At 38.3% G+C, this 25,848-nt stretch carries 23 protein-coding genes and 2 pseudogenes; 14 read left to right on the top strand and 11 right to left on the bottom strand.

What is annotated here, in order from left to right; translation table 11 throughout:
- The first annotated feature begins 86 nt into the window (after positions 1–86).
- From P20480_RS00560 to P20480_RS19985, 3 genes are all read left to right on the top strand, one after another.
- A complete protein-coding gene (locus P20480_RS00560) occupies positions 87–635 on the top strand; it encodes a GNAT family N-acetyltransferase (protein ID WP_008133077.1) in 549 nt (182 codons plus the stop codon).
- Between the two features lie 198 nt (positions 636–833).
- Entirely contained in the window at positions 834–1,067 is a 234-nt protein-coding gene (locus tag P20480_RS00565; RefSeq protein ID WP_008133075.1) for a hypothetical protein, read from the top strand.
- A gap of 157 nt (positions 1,068–1,224) precedes the next feature.
- The gene (locus P20480_RS19985; protein ID WP_050547956.1) at positions 1,225–1,485 is read left to right on the top strand and encodes a DUF6419 family natural product biosynthesis protein; all 261 of its coding nucleotides are present in this window, start codon (positions 1,225–1,227) and stop codon (positions 1,483–1,485) included.
- 213 nt (positions 1,486–1,698) lie between these two features.
- Here the strand turns inward: P20480_RS19985 and bktB are convergent, their stop codons facing one another.
- The 6 genes from bktB to P20480_RS00600 all read right to left on the bottom strand — a co-directional run bounded on the left by bktB (position 1,699) and on the right by P20480_RS00600 (position 8,178).
- Entirely contained in the window at positions 1,699–2,889 is a 1,191-nt protein-coding gene (gene bktB, locus P20480_RS00575; RefSeq protein ID WP_008133069.1) for a beta-ketothiolase BktB, read from the bottom strand.
- Positions 2,890–3,275: 386 nt separating this feature from the next.
- A complete protein-coding gene (locus tag P20480_RS00580; RefSeq protein ID WP_008133067.1) occupies positions 3,276–3,878 on the bottom strand; it encodes a hypothetical protein in 603 nt (200 codons plus the stop codon).
- A gap of 196 nt (positions 3,879–4,074) precedes the next feature.
- On the bottom strand, positions 4,075–4,779 hold the full coding sequence (locus P20480_RS00585) for a metal-dependent hydrolase (protein WP_008133065.1): 705 nt from the start codon (positions 4,777–4,779) through the stop codon (positions 4,075–4,077).
- A gap of 75 nt (positions 4,780–4,854) precedes the next feature.
- Positions 4,855–6,486, bottom strand: a complete 1,632-nt coding sequence (locus P20480_RS00590; protein ID WP_008133063.1) for a sensor domain-containing diguanylate cyclase — start codon at positions 6,484–6,486, stop codon at positions 4,855–4,857.
- Positions 6,479–6,946, bottom strand: a complete 468-nt coding sequence (locus P20480_RS00595) for a type 2 periplasmic-binding domain-containing protein (RefSeq protein ID WP_050547955.1) — start codon at positions 6,944–6,946, stop codon at positions 6,479–6,481. The genes P20480_RS00590 and P20480_RS00595 overlap by 8 nt, the downstream gene beginning before the upstream one ends.
- A gap of 2 nt (positions 6,947–6,948) precedes the next feature.
- A complete protein-coding gene (locus P20480_RS00600) occupies positions 6,949–8,178 on the bottom strand; it encodes a hypothetical protein (protein WP_008133058.1) in 1,230 nt (409 codons plus the stop codon).
- 267 nt (positions 8,179–8,445) lie between these two features.
- Between P20480_RS00600 and P20480_RS00605 the strand changes: the two genes are divergently transcribed.
- From P20480_RS00605 to P20480_RS00620, 4 genes are all read left to right on the top strand, one after another.
- The gene (locus P20480_RS00605) at positions 8,446–9,261 is read left to right on the top strand and encodes an ABC transporter ATP-binding protein (RefSeq protein WP_008133055.1); all 816 of its coding nucleotides are present in this window, start codon (positions 8,446–8,448) and stop codon (positions 9,259–9,261) included.
- A complete protein-coding gene (locus tag P20480_RS00610) occupies positions 9,261–10,709 on the top strand; it encodes an ABC transporter permease (RefSeq protein WP_008133053.1) in 1,449 nt (482 codons plus the stop codon). Before P20480_RS00605 ends, P20480_RS00610 begins: the two co-directional genes overlap by 1 nt.
- Positions 10,706–11,977 (top strand): DUF3526 domain-containing protein, encoded by a 1,272-nt coding sequence (locus P20480_RS00615; RefSeq protein ID WP_008133051.1) that lies wholly within the window; start codon positions 10,706–10,708, stop codon positions 11,975–11,977. Before P20480_RS00610 ends, P20480_RS00615 begins: the two co-directional genes overlap by 4 nt.
- An 84-nt stretch (positions 11,978–12,061) precedes the next feature.
- Complete coding sequence (locus tag P20480_RS00620; RefSeq protein ID WP_008133050.1) at positions 12,062–14,173, top strand: TonB-dependent siderophore receptor; 2,112 nt, start codon at positions 12,062–12,064, stop codon at positions 14,171–14,173.
- 69 nt (positions 14,174–14,242) lie between these two features.
- Here P20480_RS00620 and P20480_RS00625 read toward each other — a convergent pair whose 3' ends face one another.
- The 3 genes and pseudogenes from P20480_RS00625 to msrA form a co-directional block, all read right to left on the bottom strand.
- A complete protein-coding gene (locus P20480_RS00625) occupies positions 14,243–14,986 on the bottom strand; it encodes a substrate-binding periplasmic protein (protein WP_008133049.1) in 744 nt (247 codons plus the stop codon).
- 133 nt (positions 14,987–15,119) lie between these two features.
- Positions 15,120–16,034, bottom strand: a complete 915-nt coding sequence (locus P20480_RS00630; protein WP_008133048.1) for a 2OG-Fe(II) oxygenase family protein — start codon at positions 16,032–16,034, stop codon at positions 15,120–15,122.
- A gap of 177 nt (positions 16,035–16,211) precedes the next feature.
- Positions 16,212–16,812: pseudogene (gene msrA, locus P20480_RS00635) on the bottom strand (peptide-methionine (S)-S-oxide reductase MsrA).
- 214 nt (positions 16,813–17,026) lie between these two features.
- Between msrA and P20480_RS00640 the strand changes: the two are divergent.
- Complete coding sequence (locus P20480_RS00640; protein ID WP_008133045.1) at positions 17,027–17,221, top strand: CPXCG motif-containing cysteine-rich protein; 195 nt, start codon at positions 17,027–17,029, stop codon at positions 17,219–17,221.
- A gap of 57 nt (positions 17,222–17,278) precedes the next feature.
- On the opposite strand, the gene P20480_RS00645 is transcribed toward P20480_RS00640, so the two are convergent.
- The gene (locus tag P20480_RS00645; protein ID WP_008133044.1) at positions 17,279–17,479 is read right to left on the bottom strand and encodes a hypothetical protein; all 201 of its coding nucleotides are present in this window, start codon (positions 17,477–17,479) and stop codon (positions 17,279–17,281) included.
- A gap of 91 nt (positions 17,480–17,570) precedes the next feature.
- Between P20480_RS00645 and P20480_RS00650 the strand changes: the two genes are divergently transcribed.
- On the top strand, positions 17,571–18,059 hold the full coding sequence (locus tag P20480_RS00650) for a GNAT family N-acetyltransferase (protein ID WP_008133042.1): 489 nt from the start codon (positions 17,571–17,573) through the stop codon (positions 18,057–18,059).
- 15 nt (positions 18,060–18,074) lie between these two features.
- Entirely contained in the window at positions 18,075–18,956 is an 882-nt protein-coding gene (locus P20480_RS00655; protein ID WP_008133040.1) for an alpha/beta hydrolase, read from the top strand.
- Positions 18,957–19,165: 209 nt separating this feature from the next.
- Here the strand turns inward: P20480_RS00655 and P20480_RS00660 are convergent.
- Positions 19,166–20,373, bottom strand: a pseudogene (locus P20480_RS00660) (porin).
- 518 nt (positions 20,374–20,891) lie between these two features.
- Between P20480_RS00660 and P20480_RS00665 the strand changes: the two are divergent.
- The 4 genes from P20480_RS00665 to P20480_RS00680 all read left to right on the top strand — a co-directional run bounded on the left by P20480_RS00665 (position 20,892) and on the right by P20480_RS00680 (position 25,743).
- Positions 20,892–22,481, top strand: a complete 1,590-nt coding sequence (locus tag P20480_RS00665; RefSeq protein WP_083830945.1) for an ABC-F family ATPase — start codon at positions 20,892–20,894, stop codon at positions 22,479–22,481.
- A 205-nt stretch (positions 22,482–22,686) separates the two neighbouring features.
- Positions 22,687–23,169 carry a 5-(carboxyamino)imidazole ribonucleotide mutase gene (purE, locus tag P20480_RS00670; RefSeq protein WP_006792966.1) on the top strand — a complete coding sequence of 161 codons (483 nt, stop codon included), beginning with the start codon at positions 22,687–22,689 and terminating at the stop codon, positions 23,167–23,169.
- A 2-nt stretch (positions 23,170–23,171) separates the two neighbouring features.
- A complete protein-coding gene (locus P20480_RS00675) occupies positions 23,172–24,320 on the top strand; it encodes a 5-(carboxyamino)imidazole ribonucleotide synthase (RefSeq protein WP_008133035.1) in 1,149 nt (382 codons plus the stop codon).
- Between the two features lie 259 nt (positions 24,321–24,579).
- Positions 24,580–25,743 (top strand): endonuclease/exonuclease/phosphatase family protein, encoded by a 1,164-nt coding sequence (locus tag P20480_RS00680; RefSeq protein WP_008133034.1) that lies wholly within the window; start codon positions 24,580–24,582, stop codon positions 25,741–25,743.
- Positions 25,744–25,848 lie beyond the last annotated feature (105 nt).

Here is a 25,848-nt window from a genome sequence, read left to right as displayed (position 1 = left end):
AGTTTGTGTGTATTTTGGCATATTACGAATTCAAATTTAGGTTTGTATTAACAAACGCACAATTATAAGCATTGAATAGGAATGAAATGGATTTTCCAATATTAAACACCTCACGCATTGTGCTTGACCAAGTCACAGCAGCAGATTCTATGGCCCTGTTTGAGCTTTTTTCAAACCAGTCTGTTATAAAATATTACGATTTAGAAGCAATGACTGAATTAACCCAAGCGAGCAATTTAATCACGTTATTTAATGATCGTTTTAATGAAAATTTAGGAATACGCTGGGCTATTCGGTTAAAAAAATCTAATAAACTGATTGGTACTTGTGGGTTTAACTCATGGAATGCCAAAATGCAAAGTGCTGTTATTGGTTATGATTTACACCCCGATTATTGGGGGAAAGGGTATGTAACAGACGCAGTAAATTGTATTGTAAAAACAGCTTTTGAAGGTAAATTACCGTGTAGCATACACCGAATACAAGCCGATACTGTTTTAGGTAATGCCGCGTCTGAGGCGGTATTATTAAAAGTAGGTTTTAAAGAAGAGGGTATAAGGCGCCAAAGTGGCTATTGGAAAAAACAATTTCACGATCTTAAATGCTTTGGGTTGTTAAAAACAGAGTACATGTAAATGTTTAGGGACCTAATAAAAGCTTAGTAAGGAACACATATTAAGATTTTTTTAAAGCTATTGTTATTACTGCTTATTGTATATTAATAAGTTAGAGACTTTGTTCGTGCTCAAAAACGAGTAGCCTTTTAAAATACAGACAGCCTACAAGCTAATTTATTTTTAAGTTAAATTTAAAGGAATACAAAGGAAATTTTTATGAAAGACATTAAACGTATTTGGTTTTGGTTTACGCTAGTTGTGTGCCCATTATTAATAATTTTAGGTGTAGCGACTTTTGCACAATTATTAGGGGAGTATGTGTATTCGCCTCAATATAGCCTTTCTTCGTTATCTAGCTTTCAAATTGTGTTTATGGCTGGTGGAATTTGTGCATTTTCTATATTTTTAACCACAATAAAAGAAGCCAAAATACGCTTTTTTACAACATGAGTTCGTTAACATTAGAAATTGCGGATGTTAAGCAGACCCGGCAAAGTTAATTTGGTTTAATCCTCTTTTAATTACTTGGATTAAACGCCACTTATCATTGAGGTTATTATGTTTAAAATAATAATTGGATGTGCTGTTATATTTTCTATTCGTTTGCATGTTACTCGCCGTTGCACCATTTACGCCTGCGATTTTAGGTTCATTTTTTATGTTGTTGTTTGCAGGGGCTATAGGGTACAAAGGCTACCTTCAATCAAGTTTAATATTGCTACTAATTAATACGCTGGCAGTTATTGGCAGCCCAGCTATAAACATTGGTAACAACAATACATTACTGTTTTTACCGGTTTTATTTTTAATATCATTTGGTGGTGCTTTTTTGGGGGTAAGAAAGTTAACTTGTAAACACGGTTTATAAACCGAGTTTTGCCAACGATAATAGTTAAACTATAAGATGAGGTAGCTCTTATTTTTCTGTTTAAAGAGTTTTTAAATAATTAATTTTCGCAAATAAAGACTCAAGAGGAAGTTCGCGAAACATATAGCCTTACACGTTTTTAATTCCTCTCAAAGCAAAGTGTCTTTTGCTCTATGTGAATACAGCTTTTTATTGAACTAACGAGGCCTAAAATTAAATCGCTTCAAAAATGGCTGCTATGCCTTGTCCGCCGCCAATACACATAGTAACTAGCCCATATTTACCGTTAATGCGTTTTAGTTCGTATAAGCATTTTGTTGATAAAATAGCGCCTGTTGCGCCAACCGGGTGGCCTAAGGCAATGGCGCCGCCATTCGGATTTAATTTATGCGAAGGAAAGTTTAACTCGTTCGCTACGCATAAGGCTTGCGCTGCAAAGGCCTCATTAGACTCAATTATATCAATGTCGTCGATTGTTAAGCCCGTTTTTTCAAATACTTGCTGTACAGCTGGAATAGGTCCAGTTCCCATTAATGAGGGTTCAACACCAGCACGAGAATAGCCAATAAGTCGTCCAATAGGTTGAAGCCCTTGTTCGTGGGCTTTTTGTTCAGACATAAGTACAAGCATAGCTGCGCCATCGTTTATACCTGAAGATGAAGCAGCTGTTACTGTGCCATTTTCTTTAAAGTAGGGCTTAAGTGTGGCAAGTTTGTCAGTTGATGTGTCTGCACGAACATGTTCATCTGTATCAAATATTTGGCTCCCTTTACGCGATTTAATTTCGATTGGCACTATTTGAGACTTAAAAAGACCTTTTTCAATTGCTTTAGCTGCTTTAACGTGACTTTGCGCTGCGTAATTATCTTGTTCTTCGCGGCTGATTTTATATTTTTCTGCGACATTTTCTGCGGTGATCCCCATAGGATTGTTATCCCACGGATCTTGTAATGTTGTTGTAAGCTCGTCTAACATTACGCTGTTGCCCACTTTTTGTCCCCAGCGGTTACTTTGAAGTGTATAAGCTGATGTGCTCATACTTTCTGAACCACCAGCAAGGGCTGCATCCACATCACCTAATTGAATTTGTTGTGCTGCTTGTATTATTGCCTCTAGGCCTGACCCACATAAGCGATTAAGTGTAACTGCATGGCTGCTGATAGGTAGCCCGGCATTTAAGCCGATAACACGAGATAGGTAGGCATCTTTTGGGCCATTGTGTATTACCTTACCAATCACGGATGAACCTATTTGGTTTAAGGGAATATGTGCTCTTTTAATGGCTTCTTTAGCGCAAAGCGTACCAAGCTCTGCAGGGGTAAAGTTTTTAAGGGTTCCGCCAAAGCTGCCAATTGCTGTTCTTACGGCACTTAATACAACAACACCGGTGTTAGATTTTGTCATTTTTTCTCTTTATTATTAATCTATTAGCGAAGTAGGGGATGCTAAATAATTAAATTTAGCTTGTATTGGCACTTTAGCATACTAATGAGGTGGGTAAAAAAGCAATGTTATAAATAATAAATAGTGCTACCAATTTAAAGCCTACAGAAATATAGCTTTGTTTACGTTTATATTTTATTTAATAGATTCAGGGTCTCTTTTACAGGCGATTTAAATAAACATGAAGGCAGTTATATTTTTTTAGTCAATTGGATAAATAGGTTTAGAGATAAACAATTTGGAATACGTTGGGCGAATGGGTTAAATGTAAAACATCGGCCCATATAAAATATTAGCCGATGTTTATAACCTATAAATTATATACCTTGCTTGTAAGGTATTAGGCCTTAGTCTGCTTTGCGGTAAAGGCTTATTAAGCATATTGATAAAAGTAATGTTGCAACCATGCCTGAAGCACCAGCAACGCCTGATGGTAGAAATCCATCACGGCCAAAAATAATTAATATAGCATTGGCAAGCATTGCAACACCGCCTGCAAGGGCTGTAAGGCTACCAATGGCTTTGCCACCTTTAGCAATAAAAGATAGGCCAAATACAAGGGCTGCTAAGCCTAATAATAATTTAGCTGCGTAGTAAATCATGAATGATAAAGACACTACACCACCAATTAATGGTTGTGCGCCTTCTACTGCGCCCGCTACTTTTCCAAATGTTGAAAATAAAGTTAGGCCAATACTTACTTGTATTATGTTAAGAACAGCGCTAAATGTGATTGCCGACCAGCCTAGTTGAGATTTTTTTGCTTGCAGCATAGCTGCACCTGAAAATGCAACAAGTACTGTGAACAGCACCGCTTCTAGACCCCATGCATACTGCCTTGAAAAGCTAATTCCGCCACTATAAAGCGCTGTAAAAATAGCCTGTGTTATCGCTAACGCCAACAATAAAGATGCTGCAATTAGGGTGGTGCGTTTATTCGTAAATTCCATTAAGGACCTCTTATAATTTATATTTGACGCTTTAAATGATGCAAAAGCTTTCGAACTTGCAGGTATAAGACAGGTGAAACTATTTAATAATTTCGTTTAAAATTATAAAAATATTTTGTATCAAATAGTGGCAACTAATTTAGCAATGTTATAACTAGTTAAAGTTAGTAACATTGCAAACTGCCCTAATACTAAACTAACTAGATAAAAGCCTAAAATGAGACCAGTCACTCAAGGCCGATATAGTTTGCGCTGTAGGAGGGGCAACATAGATTAAACATGTAATAGCTATAATCGAAGCCAATGTAATTAATTTATTATCAAATTCAGCCACTTTTAGAGCCGATCCAAATGACCGTTTTATTTCCACATTACTTAAATCTACGCTGTAAATTTCATCAAGCAATAAATGAATGAAGCCGCCGAGTAAAATAAACCCACCTGTTAACCAGGCAAAAGTTGCCGAATAAAGGGTTGATTGGTCATTCAATTGCCATGTTACTTGAGTTGTTAACAACGCGCAAAGCAGTATAAATAATAAAGAGTGGCAACTGCCTCTATGTACTGTGATCCATTCAAAAATGGGCCTGACAATATATTTCATAAATCCATACACTAACAAAGGCACTACAATTAACTCGACAAAACTAATTTGAATAGTTAGCTCTGTGGTAATGTAATGCATTACTATTAATACAGTACTTAGCGCAAATAAGTTAAAAATAGTATAGAGTGATGTGGAGTTATCAGAGTCTATGTCTGGTAATAAGCCGCCAATGGAGCCTAAAAACCACAACCAAAGTGCGCCGTTTAAATCAATGTGATCTGCAGATAATAATGTGGCTGAGCTTAAGCCGGTGATGATAACAGCAGTATTTAGATGAGTATTGAAGTTTGCCATTGTATATCTTGATAGGAAAATAGGTTTGCATTTTAGCAATTGAAAACTTAATTATTCAATATACTTAAGAGGATCTTATTTTTTTAACTCGTCATAAAAGGCAACATTTCCGCGGCCTGTTTCTTTTACCTGGTAGAGCATTTGATCTGCGTTGAACATTAATTCAACTAGTTCATTGCCATCGTTAGGGGCCACTGCAATACCTATGCTTGCTCCTACTGCGCATTTTTTAGTTTGAGAAATACTAATGTCCTGCTGTAGCTCATCGATAAGAGCTATGGCTTGGTTCTGTGTTGCGGTTTTATCGTAAGTATTAATTTGCTGCGCAATAATGAATTCGTCACCGCCTAGGCGGATACATATGTCAGTATTGTTATTAAATCGCTTTTTAAAGCGGTTTGCTATCTCTATTAATACTTTATCACCGGCTTCGTGACCATAGGTATCATTAATGGGTTTAAATTTGTCTAAATCAATCATCATAAGCACAAGATGTTGGCCGTGTTTAGCGCATTCACGCAGTGCTTTTTTTAGGCGCTTTTCGCCGGCACGGCGATTAAATAGGTCAGTGAGTGGATCGTGATCGGCTTCAAATTGGGTTTGAAATTCACGTTCTGCTCGTTCGGTCACGTCATGTAAAATCACTTCTACTAATTGTTCTTGATGGGGACTTCGGTTGTTTTGTCTTTGGTCTGTTAACCTTACAAATAAGCAGTGAAACCAAACCGTTTTGTAGCCTATTTTACATTTAACATCTAATGTTGTTTGAGGTGGATTTATATCACTGCGAATATCTAACAGTAGACTTTGTAATTTTTCAACGTTATTTAATAATTCAGGGAAGTGCAAGGTTGATAACTTTTCTTCACCGGGTAGGGTAAAGTAATGTTTAAACGCAGGGTTAAAGGTAGTGATAGTATTTTTATCATTCAGTAAACAAATGCCAGCACTGGCTTGTTCAAATATAAGTCTAAATTTTGCTTCCAGTTCTTGTGTTTTTTTTCGTAGGGTTTGTTCATTGCTAATAGTTAAATGCAGCTCGTGCATTAAAGCATTTATATTTTGTGTTAATCGACTTATTTCATCTCGTTTACCCTGTTTAAAGCTTAACATTTTAAGGGTTTCAGGTTTAGATGGATTAATTTTAGCAAAGCTATCAGTAAGGTTTTGAATAGGTTTCGTAAGCCACCTTTGTACAACAAGCGACACAAAAAAAGCAATGACGATAGATTGTATTAGCATTAATATGAATTCTTTTTTTAGTGCGGCTTGTGCTTGTTGCTGTATAAATTTATCGTCGGGGTATATTGATAAAACGCCTATAAAAGTGTCATCTAGAAAAGGGTGAACAAGCTTAACTAATACTGCTTCTTTTTGTTTATTAATAGTTCCATTTGCAACAAATAATTCCATTTCTCCTTTTGTGTTTGATTTACCCTCTATGCTTGCGCCTTGCACAATATCGTTACTTAGCAAGCCATTAATTATTTCTTGGCTTAATTCCTGATCGTTTAGATAAGCAGCTATAGTCGCTGCTTTTTCAACGGTATGGGCTAACTGCTGGACAAGTAGATAGTTGGTGTTTTTCTTTTCTTTAAGGTCTGAGTAATACGACAGCATTGACGACACTATTGATACAACAATAGCAACTAAGGCAATAGATAAAGCGACTCGTAAGTAGAGTTTTTGGCTAATAATTTTAATCAAACGTGTATACCACTTTTACTGTATCTGTAACGTGCGACAAGGGGATATAGCCAATTGCATATTGCGATGATGCAATTGTTTTTAATGCATCTTCCAAAGAGGCTGATGGTGTGGGGGGCTTTCCTCTGCCCGAAAATAATAACCTGGCCCAATACGCATTTATTTGCTGCTCATCTTTATTAACCAATTTTAAGTAAAAATCGTTTTTGAATGCTGATTTCGCGGGCAGATCGAGTGGCTTTGATATTTCACCATCAGGGAAAGTTGAATATCGGCCCATATAAATATCTATTACTTCTCGTTTCGATAAGGCATTAATAGTATTATTTTTGTTTACCACTACAACAAATTCAGTAGATTCAGTAGATTCAGTAGATTCAGCAGATTCAGCATACATGCTAACAACTAGCAGAAACATGGAAAGTATTAAATTAAAGCAAAGGTTACGAGCGATTATCATAACTAAAAAACCATGCTAGCATTTAAGCTGAGTACATGTACTTTGTGACCTTTATCGACATCTGCAGGATTACTTAAGCTCCATAATCCCGCACCAACTGGTTTTATATCAAAGCGATCTAGTTGAGCTTTTAGAGCTAATCGCTCTGATAGTTGCCATTTTACACCTATGTTTATCGAATGCTGATGTACATAGGGAATCTTAATTGAAGCTTGAGCAGCTAGAGCAAGTTGTTGTATTGGTCTTGATATTTGTTCGGGTGTACCGGGTGAAAAAACAGGGTCAATTACTTTAATTACATTTTGGCGGTTTTTTGCTGCAGAAAAGCTAGTGTAAAATATTGCATTGTTTACTCGGTAACCTGCGCTAATGTAACTGTTGAGTACTGATGGTGCAATTATCCAATCGGACTCTGAAATACCCATTTCAGATTGAATAAGCCAATTATCATAATCGTAAGTAAGCCCAAATGCAGCGTACCTTATACTATTTCCCTCGGTATTAAATTTGTTCGATATTGTTTGCGCTTGTGGCCATATACTTTGCGGCACAGAGTCTAGTGAAGATATAAACTCATCCAATGCTGTTAGTTTGTAATCGCCAAAACCGGACCTTGATAATGAAAAACGCATTGTCCATGCATCTAAAGAGTATGTTGCACTAAGGGTTGTTAAGTTATCAAAATCAATAAAAAAATCGTCATTATAGGCCTTTATTTTTGCTGTAGAGCCACCATAAGCGAGTTTTAAGCGTAAGAAGCCATCGTTAATGGCTTTACTGTATTCAACGTCTATTCCATCAAAATTACCTGCAATGTTTGCAAACGAGTAATACGAATGAGGCGGGCGCACCCACAAGTAAGCGTATCCAACGTAAGGGTACTCAGAGAGTAAGTAAAGGTCGCTGTTTAACCTACCTGCGCGGATGGCCCAGTTACGTGATGGCCGGTAACGTACAAATGCAAGTTCTAAAAAATTATCAAAGCTTTTGAAGGCATGATCTTGTATCACTATTTGAACTACAGAATCCCAGTTATTTGACAAATATATATTTGCCTGGCCACCTAAAATTGAATCACGCGTAGCTGAAAAACCAGACTTGTTTACATTTGAATAATTAGATGCAAAGCCAATATCTGAGTCGTCAGTGTAACTAAGGGCAAAAGATGCAAATCCGCTAAATTGAACATCAATGTCATTTGCATAGCTTCTATCAGTTGCAGATATTGCCATTAATACGATGATAATGAAGCCTATGATCCGCATGTTATCCGGTATTTATTTAATTAAACATAATAAAAAGATAGCACAATATCTTAAATTACCAACTCGCCAGAATGCTAGGGTTGACGGACTGTGATCACCCTTTCAGTGCCATATTATTTTACACGCTCAGCTGCATGAAATATTGATTAAAAATACAATGTTATATTGTTGCAATTAATGGTTGTTATAGTATAACATTCTTCGCATTGAATATTTCTTAAATAGAGTGTGAATGTGACAACACCTACTGCAATTAATAAAACATCACAGATAAAACCTCAACCAACTGAAAATAATAGCAATTCTTTATTAAATAGTACTCATAAAAATAAAGGTGAAGCCATTATTGAAGTGGACTCGCTAAGTTTTAGTATTAAAAATAACGCCATTTTAAAAAACTTAAATTTTACTGTGGGCTCAGGCGAAATTTATGCACTACTTGGCGGTAACGGTGCGGGTAAATCAACCACGTTAAAAACGTTACTAGGTTTTAATAAACCAACGCAAGGGTCGGTAAAAGTAGCGGGTAAAGAGGTGAGCAAAGCACTTGACTCTGTTCGTACTAAAACGGCGTACTTACCTGAGTCTGCAACGTTATACCCGCATTTAACAGCACGCGAAAACGTAAAATACTTTTTATCACTTGCTGATATTAATAAAACAGATGAGCAAATTAATGCCGCGTTTAACCGTGTAGCGCTGCAACAAGCTGCATGGGAGCGTCCTATGCAAACGTATTCTAAAGGCATGAGGCAAAAAACCGCAATTGCTTTGGCTATTTTACGTGAAGCCCCGATATTTTTCCTTGATGAACCTACATCGGGCCTTGACCCTGTTGCCATAGATGAGTTTAACCATTTGGTGCGTGAGCTTGCATTAACGGGTGCCACTATTTTAATGGTTACGCATGATGTATACGGAGCCTGCCAAGTAGCTAACCGTATAGGGTTACTAAGAGCGGGCGAGCTGGTGGGCGAATTTGACGCGCCAGAAAACGGCCGCATTGATACCGAACAAGTGCATGCAGCCTTTGCGCAAAGAGGCGCGTAATGAGTATAAATAACTTTTCAAAGGTGGTTATAGTTGCCAAAGATGAATGGCGCTATTGGCTTCGCTCAAAACTAGCAATGACCGTTTTAGCCATTGGCTTACTGCTTACGCTTTCATCGGTTGTGGTGACCGCAATTACTATGCTTGAACTAAGCCATGATCGCCATGAACTTCAATCAAATGCCGAGCAAAGTTTTATTCAGCAGCCCGATCGTCACCCACACAGAATGGTGCACTATGGGCACTATGCCTTTAGAACGCCTTCACCACTGAGCACCCTCGACCCAGGTATTGACGCATACACAGGTAACTCAATATTTTTAGAAGGGCATAGGCAAAATAGTGCAATGTTTGCCGATCAACGCCAAGGTACAGCGCTTACTAAATTAGGAAGCTTAACGCCAGCTTTTATAGTGCAAACACTAGCGCCGTTACTGCTTATATTAATTGGCTACAGCTCTATTAGTCGTGAGCGTGAATCGCAAACGCTGTCGTACTTATTAGCGCAAGGCATGTCGGGTATTACGCTTATTGCCGGTAAAGGTTTAGCACTGCTTTCGGTAGTGGGCTTGGTTATTGCGCCACTGGCTGTATCGGCTTTGTTTACGGTATCTGCGGGTGAAAGCTTATTAGCAGTTGCCAGTTTTGTTGTCGGTTACGCTTTATATTTAACTGTGTGGGTATTACTGGTTTTACTCGCATCGAGTGTGTTAAGTAAAAACAGTGGTAGTTTTACGGCGCTTGCGTTTGTATGGATTTTACTGTGTATTGTTATGCCGCGCGTAGCAAGTACTACGGCCTCAACGGCTGTGCCATCTGCCGGTAAAATAGAAACCGATTTTGCTGTTAAAGCCGAGCTTAGAAAACTAGGCGATGGCCATAACACGAACGACCCTGCATTTAAGCAATTTAAACAATCACTCCTTAAAAAGTACAACGTAAATAGCATTGGTGAGCTGCCGGTAAACTTTAGAGGTTTAGTAGCCAGTGAATCAGAGGCTAAACAAGCCAACGTACTAAACCAATTTGCTGAGCAACGTATGCAAAGTGAACTTAAGCAAACGCAGGTATCGCGTTATTTTGGTTGGGTATCCCCTATGGTGGCTATTCGCACGCTTTCTATGATTGTGGTGGGTACAAGTATTGAAACGCATCATCGCTTTTTACGCGAAACTGAGCAACTTCGCTTTGATTTTGTGCAAGGGCTTAACAAAATTCATATTGAAGAGCTTGATTACAAAGATGATATGAACCGCAATGCTGATGCCGCAGCCACTAAAAAAGCACGTGTAAGCGCAGAGAACTGGCAAATACTACAAGACTTTAATTTTAATGTAGACAGTGCAGATGTTCGAGCACAAAGAAGTGTACCTGCGTTTTTACAGTTATTACTGTGGATTGTATTACTTGTGGGCGGTATTAAATTTGTAGGAAAACGTTTGTTATGAGCTATTTAATTACACAACTTATGCGTGAATGGGGCTTTTTACTGCGCCAAAAATACGTAGTGGTATTACTACTGTGTAGCCTTGTTTTATCGGGGTTTGCTATTTACAGCGGGTTAAGCGAAGTAAGCGCACAGCAGCAAACAATAGAGCGCTTAAAAGCAGCAGATCAAAGCGACCGCGCCAAAGTACAGAAAAAGCAAAGCGATGCAGGCATGTTGGCTTATTACAGCTTTCATTTAACGTACTCGCAGCCATCTAACCTGGCATTTGCTGCTTTAGGCGAGCGCGATATATTCCCGTGGAAACACCGCATTAATTTATTAGCGCTTGAGGGGCAAATTTACGAAAGCGATGCACAAAATGCTGAGGTGGCTCAAGCCGGTAAAATAGATTTTGTGTTTGTAATTAGTGCGCTAGCGCCACTGGTTATTATTTTGCTGTTTCATGATTTATTTGCAAGCGAGCGTACCAGCGGTAGGCACGATTTATTAGTCACTACAGCTAAGTCTTACTTTGCTTTGTGGGGCGCTCGTATAACCGTAAGGTTTGTAGCAATAACAGTGTGTTTAATGCTGCCATTTTTTGTAGGCGGATTTATAGCTGGGGCAAGCGCGTATGAAGTGGCGTATGTATCGCTGTTGTGTATTGCCTACCTTGCATTTTGGACTGCACTAAGCGTGTGGTGGGGTAAAAATGCCACCAGTGCGCCACGTGTTGCCTCCAGCTTAATTGGTTTGTGGGTGTTGTTTGCTTTTATCATTCCTATTTTAGGCGACCTTGCTATAAACAAGTCAGTGCATTCGCCTAAAGGGGGCGACATTATGCTTACTCAACGTGAAGCTGTAAACGATGCGTGGGATTTACCAAAATCTGCCACTATGCAGCCTTTTATTAAAGAGTACCCAGCGCTTGCACCATATATTGATATGAACAGCGAATTTGAATGGAAATGGTATTACGCATTTCAGCAAATGGGCGATTTAAAAGCGGCAAAGCTTTCAAAGGCCTATCGCGACGCAGCCGCTAAAAAATACGAGTTAGCCGGTTTTGTATCTTGGATTTCGCCACCGTCGTTATTGCAGCGCAGCTTAACCCGTGCTGCCAATACCGATTCAATTGCCGCTTATGCTTATGAGCAGCAAATTAGAGATTTTCATCAACAATTACGCGAGTTTTATTACCCGTGGTTATTTTACAAAGGCGACCCAACTAAAGCAGCCCTTGAAAACATGCCACGCTTTGAAAACACCACACAAAGCGGCAACTAAAAATACAGCGCTAAACGTACCTGTTTAGCGCGATTAAAATTACTACATAACTATAAAATACTTACATTTCTCACAAGGTTAACAATGAAAACCAATACAAAAGGGCTTAAGCTCACCTATTTAAGTACTTGCTTAGTAAGCTTATTTAGCAGCCACGTTATGGCCGCTGAGCAAAACCAGCAAAGTAAAAGCGTAAAGGATGACGCAATTGAAAAAGTAACCGTTGTTTCATCTCGCCAGGCTTATCAAGGTAACTTTAGCCCTTTAGAAACACCGCAGTCAGAGCTTAAAATTGATTTAGAAGCCCTTGAAAACGCAGGCGCAGTAAGCCTTGATCAAGCGCTTGATTTATCAGCCTCTGTTGCGCGACAAAACAACTTTGGTGGGCTGTGGAATAGTTTTTCGTTACGTGGCTTTGTAGGTGACGAAAACCTGCCAAGTAATTACTTAGTCAATGGCTTTAATGCAGGACGTGGCTTTGGTGGCTCACGTGATTTGTCGGGTATTGAGTCGGTAGAGGTTTTAAAAGGTCCGCGCGCGGCTTTATTTGGCCGTGGTGAACCAGGTGGCACCGTAAACCTAGTTACTAAAAGCCCAACGTTTGACACCGCAGGCGAAATTAAGCTCTCTGTAGGTAGTTTTGATACTTACCGCGCCGATGTTGATTACACTACAGCGCTTAACGACGATGTAGCAATTAGATTGGTTGGTTTTTACGAAGACGCCGAAAGCTTTAGAGATACCATCGAAACCACTAAACAAGGCTTTAGCCCATCAATAGTGTGGAATATTAATAATAACAGCCAATTAATATACGAGCTTGAATATAGCGACCAAGAAGTACCGTTTGATAGAGGTGTATTAGCCATAGATGGCGAGCTTGGCCTTATACCTGAAAGTCGCTTTTTAGGTGAGCCGGGCGATGGCCCAATTGAAGCCGATGTATTGGGGCACCAGTTAGAGTATATTCATGACTTTGATGATAACTGGAGCATTTTATTTGGTGCAAACTACCGCGATACTTCTTTAGAAGGCTTTGCAACCGAGACCGGTTTTGCTGGTGTAATAAATGGCGAAGTAAACCGCTTTAGACGCTATCGGGATTACGATTCTACTTATCAAGTACTGAGAGCTGAAGTGAGCGGTAACGTTAACGTAGCAGGCTTTGAAAATCGTTTAATAATCGGAATAGATGGCGATAAATTTGAAAATGATCAATTTGCACTGCGTGTACGTGGCGATCAATACATTAATGTATTTAACCCCGTTTACGGCGCGTACGCATTACCAACGCCCACATCAAATACTGACCGCGTAGAAATTCAAGAATCGGTAGGGGTATTCATTCAAGACCAAATAAGCCTAACCGATAAGTTAGATATACGTATTGGTGCACGTTTTGATGATTACGAGCAGCGCATAAATAACCGCCTAGCTAACACTAACACTAAACAAACGCAGTCACGCGTGAGCCCGCAGTTTGGTGTGGTTTATGAAGCAAGCGATTATGTATCTGTTTATGGTGCTTACGGTGAGAACTTCCGTCCGCTTTCGGGGGCCGATGCTAATGGCGATGGTTTTGAGCCAAACCAATCTACATCTACAGAGGTGGGAGTTAAATTTCCATTAAACGATGGCGCATTATTTGGTACTGTTGCCGTGTTTAAAGTACAGCAAGACAACATGCTAGTAGTAGACGATGCAACAGCGTTTACCTATGCAGCCATTGGCGAAGCGCAAAGTAAAGGCATAGAAATAGACCTAACGGGTGAGCTTACCGATACGCTTGAAGTTTGGGCGTCGTATGCCTATGTTGATGCAACAATCGAAAACTCATTTTTTGATGCTAACTTTGGTTACACAGTAGAAGCGGGCTCATCACTATTAAACGTGCCTGAGCAACAGCTTAGTTTACAGTTAGTGCAATCTGCTGTTCTTTACGGTAAAGCCATTAAGTTTGGTGGTGGTTTATTACATGTGGGCAAGCGTAACGGTTTTTTTGGTACCGACTTTGAGTTACCAAGTTACACAACAGCGCGTGTTTTTGTAAATTACGATGTGACAAACGAAATTGGCATTGCGGTTGAGGTAAATAACCTGTTTGATGAAACGTACTACACAAACTCGTTTGCCGATGCGTGGGTACAACCTGGTACACCAAGAAACGTTAAGTTTTCTGCATCCTATAAGTTTTAAACGTATCCATTAAAACGATAATAAAAAAATAGGCTGCTTATATAGGCAGTCTATTTGTTTTTAAATTAATTATTTTAAGTATCCATCAAAAATTTGCTTGTACTTGCCGGATTCTTTGAGTTTTTGCAGTTGTAAATTAAAGTCATTGCGTACTTTTTTAGACTTAAATAAATATCCATTAGGGCTTTTTCCAAATAAAGGGAACCTATCAATTTTTTGTGTTGTATCAATATCTTTTATATTTGCGCGAAAGTAGTCAAAGCTTTGTTTATCCATTTGTATAACATCTACCTTGTCTAAGTACAAAAATTTAACTTGAAGCGATTGGTCGTGTATTTCGTTATACAATGGATTAGCTTTAGCCATATTTGCATACTCATCTCCTAAGTGAATGGCAGCACTTGGCCATGACAATAGACTATAATTTTTCAAATCGGCTATTTCACTCAATTTAAAGTTGTTTTTACTTAAAGCAAAAGCAAGATTTTCGTATGTATAAGACGCATATGATAAATAACCTTTTAGGATGTTTCCGTTTGCAGTATTTAAATTAATATCTGCTACTACATCGATATTTCCTTTTTTATACTCTTTTACACGCCGAGTGTAAGGATAATATCGAGACTCAATTGTGTAGCCTAAAGGTGTTAAAGCCGCTGTAATAATATCTACTGTTAGACCACTATTTGAATCAGGGAATACGAAAGGGGGAAGTTTTTCACCAAAACCTACTACGAGCGTTTGCTCAGTGATTGATGCATTAACGATGGGTGATAATAACAATGCGGCTATTAAAATGCTGTTTAACGTCATTTCTACTGCAATAAATTAACTATTAATGTTTAAAAGATAGTTATTAACGTGTAAAGCAACAAGTAAAAAGCCCATTAAACTAATTATTAATTAGCTTTAATGGACTGATTGATATCAGTTTTATACAGGGGTATTAAAATGGTGCGTAGCCATCGGGTGTTGTTACTGGCGTAGTCCAGCGCTTTGTAGCATCTATTACTGGGCGTTGTGCGCCTTGAGCTGGTAAACGCCCGCGGTCGCCAAACAACCACAGTACAAAGTTGGTTCTATCGCCACTCGTTATGGGTTTAGCAGCATGTGCCACACTTCCTCTGTGGATCATCGCGATACCTGGCTTAAAACTAAGTTGAGTTACTTTACCTGTAACTAGGTCGTAAAAATCAAGCTCAGAACCGGTAAACTCCTCACCCGGTAAATTTAAATTAATATTTAACGTTACCGCTGATGCATCAGTATGTGGGCGAATAGACGCATCTGTACTTGGGTCGTAGTAAATAGAAAAACCAAATGTTTGCGTGTCGTAACCTGTAATTTCAGGAAATAATAAACGCGCTATAGGGCGCATATAGGTGTTTAGCATTTCGTTATAAAATGTTTGAAAACTAGGGGCTGCTAAATAGCCTTCTGATCGTTTATCGAGCATAACGCCGCGGCGGTTTAATACAATACCGTACGGTGGGCGCATTGGGATGTTAGAGTCCCATACTTGATCAAGGTAGCCACGTAAAACGGTTAGGCGCTCAGGATCAAAAAATTGAAACTGAAACACATCAGGTGCCACTTCCTCTAAAAGCGCTTTTACTAAATGCTCTTTAGATGGATTTTCCCATGCTTGTTGTATGGCTTCGCGTAAATTTTTATCGAGTAACGAATCGTCTAGCGTAAAGGTAGACGCGTCAACTTCGCTTGCTTCCCATTCTTTCCACGCGTCTGAAATTAGGTCGTCGTTGCTTGCCCAAAACTGCTGTACCGAGTGATCACGGTTTAACATTTCTTGGCGTGTTGGTAAATCTAGAGCACGGGCTAATTGTAATTGTTTGGTTTTCATACGATGTAACTCCAGTTATTTAATACAGGTTTAACAATCTAGGAGTTAAGTTTATTGTAGAGTTAAATATTAATAAACTGGACAATAAAATAAACAGTATTAATAAAAAATTAATAATAGCATCGTTTAATGCCTTTTTAAGCGTTAAAAAGGCTGCATTAAATGCAGCCTTTAATTTTAATGCGTAACTCTGTCGCCCCAAATATCTTCTAGGCGACTGTCTCGTCCGCATCGCCAGCGATAAGTGTTATAACGGATAGGGTTATTTTTGTAGTAATCTTGATGGTAACTTTCTTTTCCTTTGATAGGGTAGAACACCGTTGTATTTAAAATTGGCGTAACAACGGTTTGACTAGGAAACTCTTTAATAACACGTTGTTTGGATTGCTCTGCTAATTTACGTTCTTCTTCATTAGCAACAAATATAGCACTGCGATAACTGGGGCCTTTGTCGCAAAATTGGCCTTTCGGATCAAAAGGGTCAATATTAACCCAATAATGATTGAGTATGTCTTGATAGCTTACAATGCTAGGTTTATAGGTAATTTCAACCGCTTCATAGTGTCCTTTATGATTACCATTATATGTAGGGTTTTTAATTTTACCCCCCGTAAAGCCAGATATTACGTCGGTTACGCCTTCAAGTTTCTCAAAGTCTGATTCCATACACCAAAAGCAACCCCCTGCAAGCACTGCTTTTTTTTGTCTCTTCTGCGTAAGAGAGTGTGCTAAATAAAACGAGGGTAGACGCTAACGTTAATGAGAGTGTTTTTTTCATAAAAATATCCACCTTTATAATTAATTTAACTATACGTTTAATTAGACCTATCAAGTACAAAAGGTATTTCATATTTTTATCTAACAAATTTGGTTTTGGTCAAAAGTGTCTAATTTATATTTTAATACTATGTATTCCACTAAAAACGCAGTTGAAAAGTTTAACCGTGTTGATTAAGGTTAATTCATTGATGATGTAATTTACCTGGTGTTAGATGAACCAATTAACTGAGGAATCAATTAGCTGCCCGTATTGCGGTGAAGTTATAGAGGTATTACTAGATGCTGCAGATATTGATGAACAATACATAGAAGACTGCCAAGTATGCTGTAAGCCTATTTCGTTTGTTGTATTTGAAGACGACGGCGAGCTAAAGGTAAATGTATACAGTGAAGACGATACATTTTAAATTGGCGTAAATTATAAAAAAGGCTGCATAACTGCAGCCTTTTTTATTGATGGGGCGTTACTTATTTTGTTCTCGAGCTAGCTGGTTAGGGAGTAGCTCTTCTACTATTTCGCGAGCGGGAAGCGTGTAACGTGTGCCATCAAACATGACTGAGGTAAACTCATTTATATTAGTAATGCCGGTTAGGGTCCAGCCCTCGCCGCGCTTAGGACAATACACTGTTGTGGTAGGTTGTATTACTTTAAATTCGTCACTCATACTTGTGTGCTCGTTATATAATGCTTGTTAATGCACTATGGTAAGTTAATAATGCAGGTTCATAAAGTGCTATTTGCCCTGTATTTAAATCATGTTTGAAAAAATAAATACGCCTCGTATATCGCTGCGTTTAATATCTCATAAAGATGTAACTAGTTTACATGCTATTTTAAATAATCCTCTTGTTAGCCAGTTTAATGACTACACAACACCCATTAGCAAAAGTGATATCAAACAATTAATACAAAATGATATTAGCGGCTATTATGAGGGAGAGGTTATACGCTTTACGATTACCCAGAATACCCTCAATAAAGTAATAGGTAGTTGTGGTCTGTATAAAATTAATAAAGAAGCAAGAACCGCATTTTTGGGTTTTGAATTAGATCCTGAATTTTGGCAACAAGGCTACATGAAAGAAACGCTGAAAACTTTAATCCCAAAGCTTGTTATGCATTACGAGTTAATAATGCTTTACGCAGAGGTTAACAAAGCTAATACAGCTTCGTGCAAGTTGCTTGAGGGACTAGGGTTTACTAATAACGAAAATATTTGGTTTTGTAGTCTTAAAAATAATTAGTAAAAAGAGAGATACATGTCGTTAAAAATTAATAAAAACTATCTAATTAACCTCGTATTAGCTGTCATTACGTTAAGCTTACTTATTTTAGGCGGCCGCTACTACAATCATTATGTATCGGCTTATACAGACATTACACTTGATTCAAAAATTTTAAATGAATCGCGTAAGGTATTTATTAGGCTACCCGTTAACTACGATACCAATAAAGTTTATTCGTTAATAATAAAAACCGATGGTAACTTTAACCTAGATACGTGGAATGAAACATTAGCGTCTTTCTCAAACAAAGGACAGGCCGAACAAGCTATATTGGTATCAATCCCTAACTTGTTTTTTACGGCTACTCGAAATCGTGATTTGGTACCTCCTTATGCTCGCCAAGACGTTAATACCCAAGCGCCTGCAACAAACAATATAGAACCCAACGGAGAAGCAGATAAGTTTTTACAGTTTATAGAATTAGAATTATTACCTTATTTGACTAATCGATTTAAATTAAACAATAACCGTATTTTAAGTGGGTTTTCTGCTGGTGGCAGTTTTGTGCTTTATACGCTTCATGCTAAACCGGATCTCTTTAATGGCTATTTTGCATTTAGTCCTGCCGCCTGGTATGACGATATGACGGTAGTAAACAAAGTTGACTCGTTTTTAAAGGCGTCGAATAAAATGTTTAAAAAGCCAACGTATTTGTTTTTATCGGTAGGTGAGGAAGAGCATCCACTTATGTTAGAGGCGTATAGTAATTTAGAACAAGCATTAAAGGCCAGCCCTAACGAGCACTTAAAGTGGGAATCTATTATTAATCCCAATGCGGAACATAACGATAATCCAAGACTAAGTGTTGCAGATGCGTTAGGTGGATATCAAAAGTTTTTAAATAAAGGGCCTTAATATGTTGCTAAACCAAACGTTGTAAACAGCCTACAAAATATATATTCAGATTTGCTTTAAGTAACTTTATGTAAATCCAGCAAAGAACACATCATACAATATATGGTAAAAGGTAATCTTAGCAGGTGATTGTATATGAAGATAATAAGCAAGAGTGAGGTTAGGGCAGAGCGCCCTAAGTCACTAGACCGCGAAAGGGTAATTGCTTTCTACAATTGATATCTAAATCCAAATGCAATGCCGTCATCTTCCGATAGTTCCATTTGAGCTTGCTGATCTTTATCATTGCTTTCAAAGTCACTAAAATCTTTACGTGCTTCTATATACGCAATTGTGTCTTCGTCAATTAAATAATGAACACCAATAACAGTAAATTGACGTTTAAATACATCGTTCGGATCGGTATTAAAGTTTGGCTGAATAACGTAATCATCGCCTGCATCAAATACGTTGTAGGCAATAAAAGGGCGAACATCGTTATCAAAGCGGTACGATGCAAATGTTTCTATACCTATTCCGTCTTTAATTAAGCGACCCAGATTATCTGTGTCATGATTTTTGTTTTTATTAATATTAGCTGCAAAATAAAGACCTTTTTGATCGACGCGACCCCACATAATGCCTGCACCATATATTAGGTCTTCAACATTTTGTGTGGTGCCATCACCGTAAGTTAAATCAAACTCGCCTCGGTTTACACCGGCTGTAAGCGTTAACATGTCAGTAGGGGTATAAGTAACCGAAGCACCAAAGGTGTAGTTAAATTCTACTTGTTGGGCAGCTGTATTGCCTGCATTCCAAAGCGTTTCGCATTCTTGTTCTGTAATGTCACTAACGTCACAGGTATAAAACTCGCTGTTTTTGAGCTGTGCTTGCAGTGTAAAACTTAAGTCATTGTAGCTACTACGATATTGAATAAGTTTATCGCCTCGGCCCGTACCGTTTACTGCGCCATCGTCTTTATTATAGGTATAAACACCCGCTGCATTACCATCCCATACAAAGCTGTTATTTGTGCCATAAACAACGTCGTACCATGCACCCCATTGCTTACCAATTGTAATTTGGCCGTATTTATCATGCGAAAGGCCGGCATAACCTAAACGGTTATATAAAAATTCATCCTGAATTGATTCAAAGCGATTGTTGTAAATAATATCGCTACTACCTACAGGGTTTACACCCCATTCAACTAGTCCTAGGGCTTTCCAGCCTTGCTTAAGTTTTCGGTCAATTTTAAAATTTATACGTGATGTACCGTTCACGACTTCAGTTTGGTTTTGCGTATTTATTACCTTACGTCTATAAAACCACCTACACTCATTGAATTGCGTTCGTCCGTGTATATGTTTACTTCAGAGAATACTGAAGGGCTAACCATTATTGCTATTAGCATTGATGTTAGTTTCAATTTCATTGTGTGTTTCCTTGTTTGCGATGTGGTCAATCATAAGTGCAGGGCACACTAGCAAACACTTTTGTTTGTCAAAAGTGAAAAAACATCATCGAAATTTTATACATAATAGGTAGACATTCACGCTGAGTTAATTGTGTTTTTAAGTTGTTATGAATGTGTATTTTTATAGTAAATACACAAGTAGTTTGAAAATTTACAACCTTAAAAACATTTAATTATTGTGATGATTTTTCAAGTTAGCTATTAATTATGTTTCTAGTATAAAAACTCTAATTCTTATGTTTTTCAATTAAATAGCATAACCTTACTTAATTTTTAAAAATTTATATGAGCATGGCTTTTAAGCCTTAAATTTAATATTAACCATAAGGTAAATACGAAAATAAAATAAGAAATCTATACTCTTAATCATTAAGTTTTGGTGCTTGGTAAGTTTGATTTGTGATAGAAAAATAGGCCATTTTGGTTTAAACTGCGCGCAATTTAAATACATCCTGTCTCCCTTGGAGGGTAGCGCTATTATTAGTACAGCTAACATCACCATGCAATTTGGTGCTAAACCGTTATTTGAAAATATCTCAGCAAAATTTGGCGAAGGAAACCGTTACGGTTTAATTGGTGCAAATGGTTGTGGTAAATCAACATTTATGAAAATACTCAGTGGTGAACTGGAGCCATCTTCGGGTAACGTAAGCACTGATCCAAATGAGCGTGTTGCTAAACTAAATCAAGACCAGTTTGCTTACGAAGAATACTCTGTAATTGATACTGTGATCATGGGTCACAAAGAGTTATGGGCTATTAAACAAGAACGTGATCGTATTTATTCTTTACCTGAAATGAGTGAAGAAGACGGTATGAAAGTAGCCGATCTTGAAACTGAATTTGCTGAAATGGATGGTTACTCAGCCGAGTCTAAAGCGGGTGAGCTTTTATTAGGTGTTGGTATTGCTACTGAGCAGCACTATGGTCCTATGTCTGAAATTGCACCGGGTTTTAAACTGCGAGTGTTACTTGCACAGGTTCTGTTTTCTGACCCTGATATTATGCTACTTGATGAGCCTACCAATAACTTGGACATTTACACCATCAAGTGGTTAGAAGATGTATTGAATCAGCGCGATTGTACTATGATCATCATCTCGCATGACCGTCACTTCTTAAACTCTGTGTGTACACACATGGCCGACATAGATTACGGTGAGCTACGCATTTATCCTGGTAACTACGACGAATACATGTTTGCAGCAACGCAAGCACGTGAACGCCTATTAAGTGAAAATGCAAAGAAGAAAAGTCAAATTGCCGAGCTCCAGCAGTTTGTATCACGCTTCTCGGCGAATGCTTCAAAAGCTAAGCAAGCCACATCGCGTGCTAAGCGTATCGATAAAATTCAGTTAGACGAAGTAAAAGCATCATCTCGTCAAACACCGTTTATTCGTTTTGACCAAGAAAAACAGCTGTTCCGTAACGCGCTAGAAATGACAAGTATCAGCCAAGGTTTTGAAGACAATACTTTATTCTCAGGCCTTGAAGGTTTAGTAGAAGTTGGCGAACGTATTGCCATAATTGGTGAAAACGGCGTAGGTAAAACAACGTTACTTAACACGTTAGCAGGTAAACTTGCACCAAAGGCAGGTGAATTTAAGTGGTCTGAAAACGCTAACATTGGCTACTATGCGCAAGACCACGCTGACGAATTCGAAAAAGACATGAACTTGTTTGAGTGGATGGAGCAATGGCAGCAAGAAGGCGACGATGAACAAGTTGTTCGTAGTTTCTTAGGACGTATGTTGTTTTCACAGAACGATATTAAAAAGTCGGTAAAAGTAATATCAGGTGGTGAGCAAGGCCGTATGTTGTTTGGCAAAATTATGATGCATAAACCAAACATACTTTTAATGGATGAGCCAACCAACCACATGGATATGGAATCGATTGAAGCACTAAACTTAGCGCTTGAAGCATACGAAGGCACTTTACTTTTTGTATCGCATGACCGCCAGTTTGTTTCTTCTGTTGCAACCCGTATATGGGAAATTAAAGACGGTAAAATAATCGACTTTAGAGGTAATTACTCTGAGTACCTAGCAAGTAAAGAAGCGTAATTACGTTGTAATTTCAGATTTACAAAAAGCCATGTTTAACATGGCTTTTTTTGTTTTTGTTGCGTGTTAATTATTTATAAAAAATTAGCCTTTAATCTTCATTTAATACCATTCGAACCTCGCAAATTAAACGTGTTTGGGTATAATACCCGCCTAAAACCGGACATAAGTCCGCTATTTTAAAATACATTACTGAGGAGTATTTATGACTGTTGGCATTATTATGGGTTCTAAGTCAGATTGGCCAACCATGGAACACGCTGCACTGATGCTAGAGCAGTTTGGTATTAAGTACGAAACCAAAGTTGTATCTGCACACCGCACTCCTCAATTACTTGCTGATTATGCAAGCTCTGCTGCAGAACGTGGAATTAAAGTTATTATTGCGGGCGCAGGTGGCGCAGCCCATTTACCGGGTATGGCAGCGGCTTTTACATCTGTTCCTGTTTTAGGCGTTCCTGTGAAATCAAAGGCATTAAATGGTGTTGATTCTCTATTGTCAATTTGCCAAATGCCAAAAGGGGTAGCAGTAGGTACCTTAGCAATTGGTGAACCAGGTGCTGCAAACGCAGGCTTATTAGCCGCACAAATTTTAGGGTGCCATAACCCCGACATTTTTGAAAAAATCGAAGCGTTTCGTAAAAATCAAACAGACACAATATTAGCCAACCCAAACCCTGCAGAGTAACAATGAATATTTTAATTTTAGGTGCCGGACAACTTGCACGTATGATGAGCCTTGCAGGCGCACCGCTTAATTTGAATGTAGTTGCCTACGATGTGGGAACTAAACAAATTAAGCACCCGCTAACGGGTGAGATTTACACAACTACACTTGAACAAGCTATTAGCGACGCTGATGCAATCACGGCAGAATTTGAGCATATTCCTGATGATGTATTAACGCTATGTTGCAACAGTAATAAGTTTTATCCGGGTAAAGCCGCGATTAAAACGGGTGGCGATAGAGCACTAGAAAAAGCGTTACTTAACAAAACCGGTGTTGAATGCGCGCCTTATCAGTTAATTACAGAAAAAGTACATTTGGAGTTGGCCGCTAAAAACCTGGGTAAGCCACTTGTTATAAAAACCTGCCAAGCAGGGTACGATGGTAAAGGGCAGTGGCGTTTAAAATCTGATGATCAAATTGATGAAATTTGGTCTGAAATGGCTGAGTTTATAGCATCGGGAACACAAGATGCACCGCATACTATTATTGCTGAAAAAATGATCCCGTTTGACCGAGAAGTGTCGATTATTGGCGCACGAGATAATCACGGTAATGTTGCAATTTACCCATTAACAGAAAACGAGCACACCAACGGTGTGTTAACACTGTCGGTTGCGGGTAAAAATAACCAAAATGTTGAAGCTCAAGCAAACGATGCATTTACAAAAATTGCAAACGAACTTAACTATGTAGGTGTATTGGCCATTGAGTTTTTTGATGTAATGGGCACGCTATTAGTTAATGAAATTGCACCGCGTGTACATAATTCAGGTCATTGGACTCAGCAAGGTTGCCATTGTTCGCAATTTGAAAATCATATGCGTGCCGTTGCAGGTTTACCACTTGGTAATACTGAGCTTAAACATATTACGGCTATGATCAATGTACTCGGACAAGCAAGTATCCCTGCTGAGGTACTTACATTACCCGACGTGACAAGTCATTGGTACGGTAAAACGGCGAAGCCAGGTCGTAAAATGGGTCATATAAATGTATCGGCTCATAATATGAATGACCTGTCAGATAAGTTAAGCCAATTAACTGATTATTTACCAGAACACGATTACCCGGGAATTTTAAAAACGGCAGAAAAGCTTATTCTAAGTTAGGGTTGGTTTTTTGAATGGCTAAAGCTTTATGGTCCAGTAGGTTATGATTAGGGAAGCCTTCTTACTGTTTTGCACATGGATGTTATTTAGGGATTGAGCAGATCTTAGAAGCAGTTACTGTCCGACTAGTTCAAAACTATACGAATAAAAAATGAAATAATAAAAGCCGAGTAAACTACGGCTTTTTTTGCTTGAAAAAACAAAAACAGGTTACATTATTAAATAATCAAAATTGCTTTTCTATAAGTAGGATAATTAAATGAAATTTGATCTAACGTTTGGTGCGTTGCTAACAGCTGCTTCATTGAGTCTCAATGCGTACGCAACCGATACAATTCGTGTTGCAACGTTTAATGTAAGTATGGATGCCACAAATTACACCGCCAAAGGCGAGCCTATTAAAAGTGATGCCTTAGTCAACGCGCTTACCTCAAACACACAACAGATTAAAAATATTGCAGAAATTATTCAGCGCGTTCGCCCTGATATTATTTTACTGAACGAATTTGATTTTGTTCCTAAAGAGCAAGGTATTGATTACTTTAAAACGCATTACTTAGCCGTAAGCCAAAACAAGCAAAAAGCCATAGATTATCCTTATTCTTATATAGCCCCCGTCAATACTGGACTTGCGACTGAGTTTGACCTAGATAACGATGGTAAAAAAAATAAAGTAATGGGTGATGCCCAAGGCTTTGGCTTTTTTGAAGGGCATTATAGTATGGCCATATTATCGAAATACCCAATTGATTTTGACAAAATCAGAACGCTTCAAACTTTTAAATACAAAGATATGCCTAATGCAAAAATGCCGTTAATGCCAAAAACAGGCGAGAATTGGTATAACGCTAAAGAGTGGCAAGCTCTTAGGTTAAGTTCTAAATCGTTTTGGGATGTACCCGTTGTTATTGATAATAAAGCAGTGCATATATTGGCGTCTCACCCTACGCCTCCTGTGTTTGACGGCGAAGAAGATAGAAATGGTAAACGTAATCATGACGAAATTAGATTAATTGCTGACTACGTAGCCAATGCAGAGTACCTATATGATGATAATGGCAACAAAGGTGGGCTAGATGCTCAGTCACGTTTTGTTATTTTAGGGGATTTAAACGCAGCACCAGAAGGTGATAAAGCGCGTTTAGAAACAACAGATCAATTGCTAAAAAATCCATTAATTAATGCACAGTTTGTACCTAAAAGTGCAGGCGCTAAACAGCAATATGAACTTGCCTATGCACAACACTTTACTGCCAATTGGCAAGCACGAGTAGACTATGTATTGCCATCAACTTACGGTTTAGATATTAAAGAAGGTGGGGTATTTTGGCCAGTTAAATCAGACGAACAATATCGCTTAATTAAAGATAGAAGTGCATCAAGCGATCATCGCCTAGTATGGTTAGATTTAGTGATTAAATAATTAAGGCTTAAGTAAACTGAGCTTTACCCTGTTAAATGGCTATTTATCTTAAAAAATTGCATTAACTTTAGTGCTTCTGCTTAAATACCCGTTAATTATAATAAC

Source organism: Pseudoalteromonas sp. BSi20480 (assembly GCF_000241365.1).
Taxonomy (GTDB): domain Bacteria; phylum Pseudomonadota; class Gammaproteobacteria; order Enterobacterales; family Alteromonadaceae; genus Pseudoalteromonas; species Pseudoalteromonas marina.
This window is presented reverse-complemented; position numbering and strand designations above follow the sequence as displayed.

What these genes read in the sequence shown, in the direction of transcription:
- P20480_RS00630 (WP_008133048.1), bottom strand. Translation starts at nt 16,034, where the DNA reads ATGAAAACCAAACAATTACAATTAGCCCGTGCTCTAGATTTACCAACA.
- P20480_RS19985 (WP_050547956.1), top strand. Translation starts at nt 1,225, where the DNA reads ATGTTACTCGCCGTTGCACCATTTACGCCTGCGATTTTAGGTTCATTT.
- P20480_RS00580 (WP_008133067.1), bottom strand. Translation starts at nt 3,878, where the DNA reads ATGGAATTTACGAATAAACGCACCACCCTAATTGCAGCATCTTTATTG.
- P20480_RS00680 (WP_008133034.1), top strand. Translation starts at nt 24,580, where the DNA reads ATGAAATTTGATCTAACGTTTGGTGCGTTGCTAACAGCTGCTTCATTG.
- P20480_RS00650 (WP_008133042.1), top strand. Translation starts at nt 17,571, where the DNA reads ATGTTTGAAAAAATAAATACGCCTCGTATATCGCTGCGTTTAATATCT.
- P20480_RS00645 (WP_008133044.1), bottom strand. Translation starts at nt 17,479, where the DNA reads ATGAGTGACGAATTTAAAGTAATACAACCTACCACAACAGTGTATTGT.
- P20480_RS00625 (WP_008133049.1), bottom strand. Translation starts at nt 14,986, where the DNA reads ATGACGTTAAACAGCATTTTAATAGCCGCATTGTTATTATCACCCATC.
- P20480_RS00655 (WP_008133040.1), top strand. Translation starts at nt 18,075, where the DNA reads ATGTCGTTAAAAATTAATAAAAACTATCTAATTAACCTCGTATTAGCT.
- P20480_RS00560 (WP_008133077.1), top strand. Translation starts at nt 87, where the DNA reads ATGGATTTTCCAATATTAAACACCTCACGCATTGTGCTTGACCAAGTC.
- purE (WP_006792966.1), top strand. Translation starts at nt 22,687, where the DNA reads ATGACTGTTGGCATTATTATGGGTTCTAAGTCAGATTGGCCAACCATG.
- P20480_RS00640 (WP_008133045.1), top strand. Translation starts at nt 17,027, where the DNA reads ATGAACCAATTAACTGAGGAATCAATTAGCTGCCCGTATTGCGGTGAA.
- bktB (WP_008133069.1), bottom strand. Translation starts at nt 2,889, where the DNA reads ATGACAAAATCTAACACCGGTGTTGTTGTATTAAGTGCCGTAAGAACA.
- P20480_RS00585 (WP_008133065.1), bottom strand. Translation starts at nt 4,779, where the DNA reads ATGGCAAACTTCAATACTCATCTAAATACTGCTGTTATCATCACCGGC.
- P20480_RS00565 (WP_008133075.1), top strand. Translation starts at nt 834, where the DNA reads ATGAAAGACATTAAACGTATTTGGTTTTGGTTTACGCTAGTTGTGTGC.
- P20480_RS00610 (WP_008133053.1), top strand. Translation starts at nt 9,261, where the DNA reads ATGAGTATAAATAACTTTTCAAAGGTGGTTATAGTTGCCAAAGATGAA.
- P20480_RS00615 (WP_008133051.1), top strand. Translation starts at nt 10,706, where the DNA reads ATGAGCTATTTAATTACACAACTTATGCGTGAATGGGGCTTTTTACTG.
- P20480_RS00600 (WP_008133058.1), bottom strand. Translation starts at nt 8,178, where the DNA reads ATGGCAATATCTGCAACTGATAGAAGCTATGCAAATGACATTGATGTT.
- P20480_RS00675 (WP_008133035.1), top strand. Translation starts at nt 23,172, where the DNA reads ATGAATATTTTAATTTTAGGTGCCGGACAACTTGCACGTATGATGAGC.
- P20480_RS00595 (WP_050547955.1), bottom strand. Translation starts at nt 6,946, where the DNA reads ATGATAATCGCTCGTAACCTTTGCTTTAATTTAATACTTTCCATGTTT.
- P20480_RS00620 (WP_008133050.1), top strand. Translation starts at nt 12,062, where the DNA reads ATGAAAACCAATACAAAAGGGCTTAAGCTCACCTATTTAAGTACTTGC.